This is a genomic window from Halochromatium glycolicum (assembly GCF_016584085.1).
Taxonomy (GTDB): domain Bacteria; phylum Pseudomonadota; class Gammaproteobacteria; order Chromatiales; family Chromatiaceae; genus Lamprobacter; species Lamprobacter glycolicus.
Window position 1 is genome coordinate 160,655 of record NZ_NRSJ01000005.1, and the last position, 11,918, is coordinate 172,572.

At 63.4% G+C, this 11,918-nt stretch carries 11 protein-coding genes; 4 read left to right on the plus strand and 7 right to left on the minus strand.

The window, feature by feature from the left end; genetic code table 11:
* Window positions 1-2: 2 nt before the first annotated feature.
* The 7 genes from cas1 to CKO40_RS04905 are packed head-to-tail and all read right to left on the minus strand — an operon-like array spanning window position 3 to window position 8,652.
* Complete coding sequence (cas1, locus tag CKO40_RS04875) at window positions 3-971, minus strand: CRISPR-associated endonuclease Cas1 (RefSeq protein ID WP_200345061.1); 969 nt, start codon at window positions 969-971, stop codon at window positions 3-5.
* Window positions 971-1,519, minus strand: a complete 549-nt coding sequence (locus CKO40_RS04880) for a CRISPR-associated protein Cas4 (protein ID WP_200345062.1) — start codon at window positions 1,517-1,519, stop codon at window positions 971-973. Before CKO40_RS04880 ends, cas1 begins: the two co-directional genes overlap by 1 nt.
* Window positions 1,476-3,446: a DEAD/DEAH box helicase gene (locus tag CKO40_RS04885; RefSeq protein ID WP_200345063.1), complete on the minus strand. Its 1,971-nt coding sequence runs from the start codon at window positions 3,444-3,446 to the stop codon at window positions 1,476-1,478. Before CKO40_RS04885 ends, CKO40_RS04880 begins: the two co-directional genes overlap by 44 nt.
* Window positions 3,437-4,066 (minus strand): hypothetical protein, encoded by a 630-nt coding sequence (locus CKO40_RS04890; protein WP_200345064.1) that lies wholly within the window; start codon window positions 4,064-4,066, stop codon window positions 3,437-3,439. The genes CKO40_RS04885 and CKO40_RS04890 overlap by 10 nt, the downstream gene beginning before the upstream one ends.
* Complete coding sequence (locus CKO40_RS04895) at window positions 4,063-5,055, minus strand: type I-D CRISPR-associated protein Csc2 (protein WP_200345065.1); 993 nt, start codon at window positions 5,053-5,055, stop codon at window positions 4,063-4,065. Before CKO40_RS04895 ends, CKO40_RS04890 begins: the two co-directional genes overlap by 4 nt.
* Window positions 5,056-5,068: 13 nt before the next feature.
* A complete protein-coding gene (locus tag CKO40_RS04900; protein ID WP_200345066.1) occupies window positions 5,069-7,927 on the minus strand; it encodes a hypothetical protein in 2,859 nt (952 codons plus the stop codon).
* Window positions 7,924-8,652: a CRISPR-associated endoribonuclease Cas6 gene (locus CKO40_RS04905; RefSeq protein ID WP_200345067.1), complete on the minus strand. Its 729-nt coding sequence runs from the start codon at window positions 8,650-8,652 to the stop codon at window positions 7,924-7,926. The genes CKO40_RS04900 and CKO40_RS04905 overlap by 4 nt, the downstream gene beginning before the upstream one ends.
* A gap of 73 nt (window positions 8,653-8,725) precedes the next feature.
* Here CKO40_RS04905 and CKO40_RS04910 point away from each other — a divergent pair, with 73 nt between their 5' ends.
* The 4 genes from CKO40_RS04910 (at window position 8,726) to msrA (ending at window position 11,757) form a co-directional block, all read left to right on the plus strand.
* Window positions 8,726-9,523: a BrxR family helix-turn-helix transcriptional regulator gene (locus CKO40_RS04910; RefSeq protein ID WP_200345068.1), complete on the plus strand. Its 798-nt coding sequence runs from the start codon at window positions 8,726-8,728 to the stop codon at window positions 9,521-9,523.
* A gap of 284 nt (window positions 9,524-9,807) precedes the next feature.
* Entirely contained in the window at window positions 9,808-10,047 is a 240-nt protein-coding gene (locus CKO40_RS04915) for a hypothetical protein (protein ID WP_200345069.1), read from the plus strand.
* On the plus strand, window positions 10,047-10,388 hold the full coding sequence (locus CKO40_RS04920; protein WP_200345070.1) for a PIN domain-containing protein: 342 nt from the start codon (window positions 10,047-10,049) through the stop codon (window positions 10,386-10,388). Before CKO40_RS04915 ends, CKO40_RS04920 begins: the two co-directional genes overlap by 1 nt.
* Window positions 10,389-10,470: 82 nt before the next feature.
* Window positions 10,471-11,757 (plus strand): peptide-methionine (S)-S-oxide reductase MsrA, encoded by a 1,287-nt coding sequence (msrA, locus tag CKO40_RS04925; RefSeq protein WP_200345071.1) that lies wholly within the window; start codon window positions 10,471-10,473, stop codon window positions 11,755-11,757.
* The last annotated feature ends 161 nt before the right edge of the window (window positions 11,758-11,918 follow it).

Sequence of the window (11,918 nt, forward strand, 5' to 3'; positions counted from 1 at the left end):
CGTCAGACTCTACGTGTAAAGGCGACGTACTCTTCGACGTCGAGTACGTGTCGCTCGATCCCGAGCGCCTCGCGATAGATCCATTCACGATAGGTGCGATCTGCGTAGACCTCCTCCAGCCGCTGCGCGAATTGCTCCGATACGTGTCTCCGTCCGGTTTCCGTCAACAGACAGACGCCGTCCTGTTGCTCGAACCAGTTGTCAGCGAGCATCCGCCTGCGGGCCATACGGAAGATGAGCATGTCGACTACCACCGGCTTGAACGGCTCGCAGAGATCCAATCCCAAGGATGCGCGGCCGCGCCCCGGCGCATGCAACACGCTGAAGGTCTCCTCCAAGTGGGTCTTGCTGGCCTCGTGCCGAGCGACGGCGTAGGTCAACTGGTTCAAAAACGAGATCAGGCAGTTGGTCGGGTTATTCGGCGGTCGCCTGACCCTGGGCGTGAAATCGAGCGCAGTGTCGATGTGCTTCCAACCGCTGTAGTACCACTCGTGCAGATTACCCTCGACGCCCATCAAGACCTCGCTCGACTCAGCGATCCCGATCTTCGGCACCAGCTTTCGCATGCCTTTGATGATCCTGTCCAGGTCCTTGGCGCCGCGATAGTGGTAGTACCGCAGGTTCGCCAGCATGTTGTGTGCGGCCCCGCGTACGACCTCCCTGGCGACCGCCATGCGGCGCTTGTCATCCAGCAGCAGCGCCGCCTGTTTGAGCTTGACCAAGCCCGCTGGATTGCGGGCGACGGGCTCGAAGGCTCCCTTGCAGTAGCCGTAGAAGTCGAACACTGACACCCGGACACCGTGCTTGCCGCAGAGCGTCAGCAGCCGACTGTTCAGGCGCGCCTCTCCCAGCAGGACCAAATGACTGATGGACTCGATCGGTAACGACCGGGTGCGGTCACCGATGGTGATCGCCAGGGTATTCTCGCGCTGCTTCAGCTTGGCCTCGCGGGTGATGAACAGCGTTTCCATCAATCATGTCCACAAAAAGGAGCCAGCGAGCAGCTGGCGCAAAGTCCAATCCGGTGCGCGCCGGGGACGCGTTCGTTGAAGAACAACTGCTCCAGCTTCAGGCTGTCCGCCCAAAGCCCGTCGAGCAGCGCGTCGTCCAGCGACACCTCGCGCCAACGCCGATTGGTAAGTACTTGCACCCGCCCTGTCCAGATGCGTCCGGTCGCAATGGAGAGCATCAGTGCGTAGAAGCCGACCTGGCGATCCACCGCCCCCGACGCGCCGCCGGTGCCTTTGTTCTCGAAGACGATGGCCTGATCCCAATCGACCCGATCCGGCGCCAGGCCGAACAGCCCGACCGTGGAACGATCCCGCTTGTAGTGCGTCGCCTGATGCGCGGCACCGGTCGCGACGCGGCTGTTCCACTGCGCGAAGTTGACTCGGTGCAGGTACATCCAGGCCCGGCGCTCGCAGAGGTTGACGTGCTGGAAGTGCAAGCCATGCAGTTCCAGGCGGTCGACCCGTTCAGAGAACGCCGCTGACCGATTCCACTGGAATCTCTGGGTCATGTCCTGGTACCAGGCCGGTCAGTTGGACAAGCTTCGTGGCGGACTCGAAGGCCTCGGGCTCGTCGTCCCATTCGATGCGGTATTGGTCGACCTCAGTGAGCGCCTTGCACCAGGCCGGCACCAAGCCCTTCACGGGCAGCAAGCGCGTCTCGCCGGTGTGCGGGAAGTAGCAGACCCAGGTGCGCTCGGCCGAGTGGTCCTTGTCCTCGCGCCAGTAGTCATCGAAGTTGCCGGTGATGTGGATCTCGTCGCCGTCGTAGGTGCCGCGCTCATAGACGGTGGTCTCCCGGCGCAGCCAGACCCGACCGAACTCCAACGCCTCGCCACGCTCGTTCACCACCCGCACCCGCGGCTCGATGGAGCGCAGATCGAAGACCTGCTCCCGAAACAGCTTGAGCCAGCGCTCGACGTGCTCCTTGCAGCCGGGCTGCGCCTCCAGCCGGCGCACGTCCTGTTCCAGCCGATACAGCGTCTTGCAGGCGTCCGGGCGATGCTTGAACAGATGCGCACCCTGGTGCTTCTTGTAGCTCGGATGCGCCATCAGCGCGTTCCAGTAGAGGCCGGCGCAGAAGTTGGCGCGCTTGGAAAGTTGTCCGAAGGTGCCCGGCGCGAGCGGCCCGCTGCCGGTAGCTTGAGCGGCCCGGCTCAACACGTTCGTCAGCGCCTCGATGCCGACCTCCTCGCCAGCATGCTCCTCGATGAAGGCCCTCAACTGCCGCAGCCAGCCCGCGCGCATCTGCTTGTCGCTGTCCAAGCGCAGCATGACCCGACCATCCTCGCCACGCCGTGCCGCCCGACCATAACGCTGCAGGAAGTTCATCGGCTCCATGCCCGGCTCCATGAGCATGAAGTTGGCCTGGCGGAAGGTCACGCCCATCTCAACGCTGGCGGTGGCCAGGATGAGCCCGAAGTCGTGCGGGTTCTGCTTGCGCCCGAAGGCGAGCCCGGCAGCGGTCAAGCCGCGCGCAACACTGTCGCGGATGCTGTTGATCACCAAGACCCGCGAGAGGTCGATACCGCCCGCGGTGAGCCTCCGCGCGAGCGCGGTCAACTCGCGCTCCAGGTTTGCGACGGAGTCGAAGATCGCGACCACCTGTCGCCCCTGCTCGAGCTCTGCCGCGATCGCGGGGAGGTGTTTCAGGATCAGCGCCGATAGCGTTGGCGCTTCCTCCAACGAGAGCACGACATCGCCGTGCAACGGTCGCCCCTCATCGACCAAGGTCTCGCTCAACGGAGCGATCTGATCCGCGGGCACCCCCACTTGCGCCAGGGTCGGCAAGAGATCCAACGGCGTTGCGGACAGAAAGCTCAGCTTGGCGCCGCCGTAACCGCGCACCCCTACTTCGCGTTCCACCGTCAGCAGCCGCGCAAACACAGCCGCGAGCCCGAAGCCCCGCTCCTCGATGGTGTGGAATTCATCGAAGACGATGTGATCGAAGTCGTTCAACAGGTCGAAGACGCCAAGTCCATCACTGCCGGCCTGCACCCGGCGCCGGATCAACAGGCCGCTCACGACCTCCGGCACCGCGATGATCATCTCGCCATGGCCGGCATGGGGTGTGAGCTCCTGCATTTGACGCAGCCGATGCCCGCTGACGTTGATTACCCCGGCCTCGCGCAAGGCGAGGGTTTGATCCGAGCTCCAGAGTGCAACGGCACGCTCAGCACGCGGCTGCGGCCAACCGGCCTCAATCAGCTCTTGCACCAGAGCGCCGGCCAGGTTCTGCGCCAGGCGTCGGGTGGGCACGATGAACAGGATGCGTGCCTCCTGTTCGAGCAGCGCCCGTTGGAAGGCGTAGCTCTTGCCAGCTCCGGTGGGCGCGTCGGCCACCCGGATAGGATGCGCGTCATGCAGTAGCGCATGCTGTAACGGCGAGAGGCCGTCGCCACCCTTGGCGACGCAATGGCGTGCGATAGTTATTTCCATTTTCGGACCTCATCCGTCGCATCCTTCAGCGGCATCGGCGCGGTTAATTGCAGCCCGTAGAGAAGGAAGCGCTCGACCTGCAATTCCTGCTCGAACAGCATCGCCGTGGCCGCATTCAGCCGTACCCTCTCCACCGTCCGGTCGGGCTCCAGCTTGACCATGCCGTTGCGGTGCAGGCCGACGCGGATCACGATCTCATCGGCGCCAACCACTTTGAACGGGTCCGGGCCGAACAGGGCGCCCTGAAACTGCACCGCCGGTGGCACCTCCTGAATACTCCAGAACTGCTTCAGGTTGCCCTTGCTCACCACATCCCGGAGCTTCTTCTGAAAACCGCCCTCTTCCTCCAGATTCAGCCGCCGGGCGATAGGGGGCAGCAGCCGCGGCTGCTGCGTGGTGAGCACCGATGCGCGCCAGGGCATCGCCGACCAGTCGCGCTTGTAGTCCTTCGCCGGCAGGGCACACCAGGCGCGGGCGTAGCCGAGTGCGCTGGCCAAACCGAAGCACAACGCGCTGTCGCTGATCAGTTCCGGCAGGGTCGCGGTGCCGCCCTGGACTGCCAGCGAGTGGTAGGCGAAGGGCGTCAGCGTCGTGGCCTTGAGCCCAATGACTGCCGTCATTTCTTGCCGCTCTCGAACCAGCCGTCGAACAGCTTGACCATCGCCTCAGCGGCGCCTTGGTACTCCTGTTCCAGCGCTCCACCCGGCGCGTTGAAGCCCGCGATCAGGTCATCCACCCAGGTCTGCACATCCGCGCCAGGGATCACGGTCGCATGCTTGGGCCTGAGCACCTCATCCAGTGCCGTCTTCGCCTGTTCCACGTCCATCGCGTTGTTGCCGCCGACCGTCTTCAGCAATTCGTAGGGCGAGGTCTCCGCCTTCTCGAACTTGTCCGCATAGAGGCCGACGAAGTGGGTGCGCAAGTTGATGCCGGTCACCGAGGTCTGCCCGCCGTAGCTGCCGGCGAGCCCCACCGACAACAGCAGGTGTTTGAGGCCGATGGGCGGCAGCAGCTTGCCGCGCGTGGACAGCACCTGCACCAGCAGCGCACCCGGGGTCACGAAGTGGCGGCTGAACAGGTTGTCGGTGTTCTTCTTGGCCTCCGCATCCCAGAGCGTGCCGTTCTCGAAGCCGCGGTTGTGGAAGCTCTCGCCCACCACGTGATACTTCGGTCGCAAGCTCAGCGCATCGGAATAGTTCACCGCGGCGCGCACCGGCAGCACCTTGCTCTCGTGGTTCGCCGAGTCGCCGAACACCAGCGTATTGAGGTCGAACGACTCGGAAGCCCTCGATCCCTTCGGAATGGCTGTGCGGTTCTGCGGATAGCGACCACCGGCGTTCATAGCCCGCAGGATCTGCAGGCCACGCCCGCGCTCGGGATACTTGAACTTGTTCGGAATGGCGCGGACCCAGGTGTCGTCGTGAAACTCGATATCCGTGATCTCCTGCTCCGCGTTGCGGATCACCAGCGGCGCGATCGCCTCGCGCAGCAGTACCACAGAGACGCAACCGAGGTTCTTTCGTTTCGGATGCAGATAGCTGTCCTTGTCGCCGTGGCTCTGTTCGAGCAGTTGGTCCAGTTGCGGCAGGTAGTCGTTCAAGCGTTCCATGGGTTGGCTCCGTTCAGTCGGCGTTCTCGGTAGTGGTTTCGGACTCGGTAGTGATCTCGGGCTCCGCATCGCTCTTTGTGCGCGGGGCGGTGAGGAAGGACATGCGGTAGATGCTCGCCAGCACACGCCGGTTCGCTTGGGCAGGCGGGCGGCCATCGAGGACGCCAAACCAGACGTCATTAACGAAGCGACGGGCGAAGGCAATGCACTCGTTTGTCAGCGAGACTTCACTCCGCGTCGTCTTGGCCGACTGCTGTTGCCGACGCACTAGGTTGGTCTCCAGCTCGCCCGCAACGGCCATCGCCAGCGACTCAGCATCACGCTGATTCAGCTTCCACGCCGCAATCGCTGTCTCCAGGCTGAGGCTAAAGGTCAACAGCTCCAAATTTGCCGAGGCCATGGCGCCGGGGTATCGCTGAATCCGCGCCGCTGCGCGTCCCAGCTCAACCAAGGGTGCTTCGGTGTCGCTCATCAGGGGTTCCTCCATCAGTTGCTCAAATTCCCGCCAGAAACGGCCGCTCCGGTCCGATTGCCCATCCTTCGCATCGTCGTGAAGCTGCGCCCAGGCCAGACAGACCGCGCCCAAGCGGGTCGCCGGACGGGCGTAGCGGTCGAACACCTCGAACCCGAGTCCGTTCGTGCTCAGGATCAGATTCGCGGTTTCCAGCCGCTCCAGCGCGCTCGGAATCTGCTCCAGGCGCAGCTGGCTACCACCGATCAGGTCCGCGAGGCGACGCGGCATGGCATCGAAGGCGAAAAAAGCGCGCTCTTGGGTTGGAAGGCCCCGGAAGAGATGGACAGGCCGCCCAAATCGCAGCGCCGCGCGCAGCAGCAAACGCAGCTGATCGACTTGGTCTTCTGTCCGTTCAGGCATTCGCTCGAAGCGGGCAACGCGATAGCGGTGACGATAGGCGTCAAATCCGCGGTAAACCCGCCCCTTAGAGACCTGCTCTCGTGCCAGGTCGTAGACCGACAGGTTGCCGAAGTCGGCCTCGCTGGCCAGAGCCAGCGCGGCGAACAGGCCTGTGGTCGATGGCGATGACAGCAAGGTCGGAATGCCATCCGGCTTGCCGCCAGCGGCGGCATGCACATGCGAGCGGAACCGGTGCTCGGCATAAGAGACGGGCGAAACCTGGGCCTCGCCCTGTGCCGAATCGACATCTTCCAGGCGGCCGTCACGACCGGAGAAGGCAGATTTCTTGATCTCGTAGAGCTTGTCCGCCGGAGTGAAGGTCGCTCGCGGTGTCAGCGGTTGATCAGTGAACAGGCAGCGCTTGTTGCCGGCGCCACCGGAATGCACTGCCCTGCTCGTAAGCGCCGCGGCGAAGTGCGCCACGACCGCCTCCACAATCGGCGCACCCTTGCTATCGATGCTATCGCGCAGCCCGGGCTCACCCTCCGCTCCTTCCAGCCAGCGTCGCAGCAATCCATCATCCCCCCAGACGCGCTCGAAAACCTCCGCGTCTTCGCTGGCGATGGCGACGGCCCAAAACCCTGTGAACACCTGGCGCGAGATACGATCCGCGAGCGCGGCGATCCATTCCGGACGCTCGACGCCGACCGCCTCCAAGAGCTGTTGCTCGCGGCTTTCGTACTCCGGTAGCTCTCTGACCTGCTTGTGATTCAGCAACGCCAACAGGTGCGCGGTACGCCGCAGGTGCAGTTGCGCCGTTTCGGGGAGTTCTCCCGGCGACGGGAACGGTGTGAGGGTCTGACCGGCCGCTTTCGGCCATGCGGGCGACAGTCCGAGGCCGCCAAGCAGCTCGTCCAAACGCGCGGTGTGGAACTCATCGGCTAAGCTTGCCTTCACTAGGAACAGCCGCCCGAATTCCCGGTCCAGAGGCACCGTGCCCGTGTACTCGAGAAGGCCCTCGTGGTCGGGTTGCGCATCGAGCAACTCAGGCACCGCTCGCACCGACACGTTGACCCGCAGGTGGAACAGCTCCCGAGTCAGCTTCTTGCCGAGCCGTTTGATCCCTGCTTGCTTGATCTCGTCCGCCTGCTCCGCGGGGATCAGCATCACCAACCGCCCATCCTGATGAACCTCGATCAGCGGCGGCACCTGCGTCAGCCGCTCGCATTGCGCGGACAAGTAGCGTTGCAATTCGTCCACTAGGAACGGGTGATGCGGGTCGAACAGATCGATCTTCGCCCAAGACTTGAGAAACCCCGTGGATAAGGCTGCGTCCTGCTCCAGGCGCTTCAGGACAGCATCGATGCCCTCTTTGAGCCAGAGCCCGTCTAGCTTGTCGGCGAGGGCGATATATCGCATCAGATGTCGGAGCGCGCGCGGCGGTGCGGTAGCTGCCGGGCTGCGATGGACTTGGCTCGTCTCGGCATGCTCGATCAGCGCCCGGATTTGATCGGGCTCCAAGGCATACTCCGGCTCGACAAAATCATCCAAGCCATAGGCCGACCAGCGCTCCGCCAGCGGTTCCAACGGGAGCGCGGCGTCGCGGGTCAAACCGAGGTCCTTGTCCAGGTCGTGCATGAAGGCGATGGCGGCCACCACCCGGAGCTCCGAGCGCAGCGCGTCCTGATCCAACTCCGAATTCGCTGCCAACGTATCCAAGGCCGCGAAGGTGACGGCGCCACGCACCACCGACAGGAGATGGTCGAGCAGCGTGACGTTGGTGCTCTCGGCATAACGCTCGCGCAGGCTGGGGTCAGCGGACCAACCGCCCTTGCCGCTGATGGTCATCAGCCGGACCGGTCGCACGTCGATATCACGCTCGGTCTCGATCTTCTTTTGCTTCTGCGCGGACAAGGCGCCGACACGATCAGTCAGCACATGCCGTTCGACCACCTCGCGCATGAACGCCTCGTAGACGGCTTTCGCAAGTGCAATCGCTTCCTGTTTTGTATCGCTCATCGTCCGACTCCCTGTTCCGCCAATCCGAGGCAGCCGAAGCCGTTGCGGGTCTTCTCGCCGAGCCCGGCATACCAGGCCAGCAGCAAGTCCTCGCGGCTGCCCGCGAGCACTAGCGGCGCCTGCATGCCGATGACGAACGCGGCACGGCCGTTGCGCAGTCGCTTGGTACTGACGAGTACAGAATGGCGAGGGTTTGCGCGGAGGAACAAGCTATCGGGTTGCACGCTTAGCGAGACGCTGCGGCCGGCGATCTTGCTGAGCCTGGCGTTTGCCGCTGCCGACAAATCGACCTGATCGAGTTGCGTCAACCAGCGCTTCTTCTTGGAAGCTGGGTCGCTGATCGCGATGGGCGAGAGCGCCAGCACCCCGAGTGCGCCCGGATCATCGCAGACTGGCGGCGCCTCGGTACTTGTTGAGGCTGCGGAGAAATCCAGCAGTTCGCCGGTCGATGCCCTCGCATAGCGCACCGCCGCGGGGTCGAGCGCCGAGACAGTAGCCGCCAGCGCAGCACTCGGTGTGGAGATGATCAGGCTGTGCACCCGCCCCTCATGTGCACGATGGTAGCCTAGGGCAGCAAAGGTCCAAGGCTCGGCCCCCGCGCCGATGACTTGCTCGGGCGCTGCTCCCGCAGCAATTAAGCCGTTGACGACAGCGTCGTGTACCAGGTCTTGGTGTTGGAACTCTGCCCACTGCCCCCGCGGCAGCGATAGTCGAATCCGTTTCATGACAGCCTCGCGCTTCGGTGACTTGGGCTAGACTTTAGCTCAAAGCCATGACCTATGCGAGCGAAAGACTGTCATGAAACATGACATGATCAGGCGATTTGCCTTCATTGAGGCCCGGCTGTTCTGGGCTGGCGGGCTTACCGCAACCGAGTTAGCGGAGGCCTTTGGCATCGCGCGGCAAAATGCACAACAGACCATTAAGCGTTATGCCGAGCGACATCCCGGCCAGATGCGCTACGAGGCGACCCAAAGACGCCAAGTGCCCACTGAAGGGTTCGGCGCGCACTATATTCGTGAAGACGTTGGCCGATTCCTGGACTACCAGCGGGCCGCGAGCTACACAGCGCGCTTCTATGATGAGCCGAGTTGGGCTGATCTACCGTTCACTGATGTCGATGCGCTTGCGCATCCCCTCTACGACAAGCATGCCGCAAGAATCGCGCTTGAGGCTCTCCGTCGCCAGTCTGTCGTTGTCATCAGTTACTGGGCGAAGACTGGCTCTCGCTCTCGACCCATTTCTCCGCATCATTTGGTGTATGCGGACGGGCGGTATCACCTACGTGCCTATTGCCATCAAGAAGCGGACTTCCGGGACTTCACCATTGCACGCATCGCGACAGCCGAATTCTCCGATGAACCCTGGGTTTCGGGAGAAAGTGACAAAGAATGGAATGAACGCATCGACCTTGAATTCGAGATCAACCGGCAACTCGACCAACCGGCGCAGGATGCCCTGATGCAAGACTACGTCAAGGCAGGCGATACAACACTCAAGATCCGAGGCGTACGCAAAGCTATTGCGTTCTATCTTGAGAGGAGGCTAACTCGGGCTGATCCTCGTTACCAACTTCCTCTCTGGAAAAGAGCCTGAAAGGTCACGCTGACCGTAATTGAGCGCGATTTTCGGGAGGGATGAGCTCCTCTATTTTTGGCTTACATCTAATCAGCCGCCTGCTGGCTGTCACAGAAGCGTAACGATTGGCGCTTGACCGCGGGCAGGTTTTGCGGATCGATTCTTGCCGTCGGGTCAAGCCGGCGGCTGCATGGCTCGATCCGGCGCGTAGGCGCTCGGCGTCTGCCCGGCAGCTCGACGATGGCGAGCTCACCGCTGGGCGGCCACGCTAACATCAACGCATCAAGATGCGAGGTGCCATGATGCGAACGACCTTGGATATTGACGACGACGTGCTCGCCGCAGCGAAGGAGCGCGCTCGATTGCGCAAGGTCTCCGCCGGCAGGATGGTGTCCGATCTGCTGCGCGAGGCGCTTTCCGGCAGCAGGGCGCAGGACGACACGAGGCAGCGCCCAGTGGCCGGATTTCGGCCCTTCGATGCGCGCGATGTGATCGTCACAAACGACGATATCGACGCCCTGAGAGACCGGGAAGGCGTCTGATGCGGGCGCTGTTGGACGTCAATGTGCTCGTCGCATTGCTGGACGCAAGCCACATGCATCACGGCACCGCGATGCGCTGGCTGGAGCGTGAGCAGGCCCACGGTTGGGCATCCTGTCCGATCACGCAGAACGGCTGTATCCGGATCATGTCTCAGCCCGCCTACCCGGCGCCGTTGCCCGCGGCCGCCGTCGTGGCGCGGTTGGCCGAGGCCGTAGTAGGGCCGGATCATCAGTTCTGGCCGGACGACCTGAACCCGGTTGTCGAACAAACCCTGACCTGGGGACAGGTGCTGGGGCATCGCCAATTGAATCGTCACGCAACGCCAGTTGAGCGGGCATGACCGGCCCGCCGTTCCCGATGAAACATTCCGCCCGCCCAGGCGGTCCTACTGTCAATTCTGACCGTAGAAAGGCTCGTACCCGATGCTTCCATCAAGATTTCTCGCAGTTGCCACTCTCCTGCTCAGCCTTCCACTCCAGGCCCTCGCCGCCACTGACTCGATCGTGCTCGGCATGGGCTGCTTCTGGGGCGCCGAGAAGCGGATGTCCGCGATCCCGGGCGTCCTCGATGTCGAATCCGGTTACGCCGGCGGCGATGCCGAACGCGCCGGCTATCGCGACGTGTTGAATCTCGAGAAGCGCATCCAGCGCGGCCGCACCGACGAGCGCAACCACGCCGAGGTGGTCAAGGTCACCTTCGATCCCGAGCAGGTCAGCCTGGAGCGCGTTCTGATCGGTTTCTGGGAGAACCACGATCCGACCCAGGGGGACCGCCAGGGTAACGACATCGGCAGCAACTACCGCAGCGCGATCTACTACAACAGCGACACGCAGCGCGATGCCGCCCTCGCGACCCGCGATGCCTACCAGCAGGCGTTGAGCGAGGCCGGCTACGGCGCGATCACGACCGAGATCGCACCGCTGCGCAACTACAACCGCGCCGAAACCTATCACCAGGACTATCTAAAGAAGAATCCGAACGGCTACTGCGGGCTCGGCGGCACCAATGTCGCTTATCCAGGGACCGTCCCTGGAGATGGCCAGCAGCTAGCCTCCGCGCAAGCCCCCGAGCAGCTCGAGGCCAGCGACCTGAACCGCGAGCGGCAGCTGATCGTGTTCGAGGCCGAGGACTGTCCGTTCTGCAAGCAGTTTCGCGCCGAGGTCCTCGACCACTGGTCGTCCGACATACCGGTGATCAGCACCCTGAACCCGAGGCCGCCGCAGGGCTGGGAGCTGGAGAAGGCGCTGTTCGCAACACCGACCATGGTGCTCTTCGAGGACGGCGAGGAGGTCTCGCGCTACACCGGCTACAAGGGCGACAAGGAGCGGTTCTGGAAGTGGCTCGGCTTCCAGATCCTGACCCCGGCGCAGCAACGTATCGCCTTCGAGCAGGGGACCGAGCGTGCGTTCACCGGCTCGCATCTCGATGAGAAGCGCCCGGGCGTCTTCGTCGATCCGATCACCGGCGCGCCGCTGTTCCGCAGCGACACCAAGTTCGAGAGCGGGACCGGCTGGCCGAGCTTCTTCAATCCGGTCGAAGGGGCGTTGACCTACCACGAGGACCGCTCGCACGGGATGCGCCGGACCGAGGTCCGCAGCGCCAGTTCCGGCATCCATCTCGGTCATGTCTTCGACGACGGCCCGCCGCCGACCGGTAAACGCTACTGCATCAACGGCAACGTGCTGAGCTTCGTGCCGGACTCGCAATAACCATCCCAAGAGCCAAGCCGGCCGCGGCCAGCTCGTCTGGCCGCGCCAACATCGTCAACCGTACCGATATCCGTACAGACCCTGTTGGTTATCCTACATCACTGCTGCCACAATCAAAGGGGTAGTGCTCGCATTAGGTTAGACGGCTATATCACCGCGAG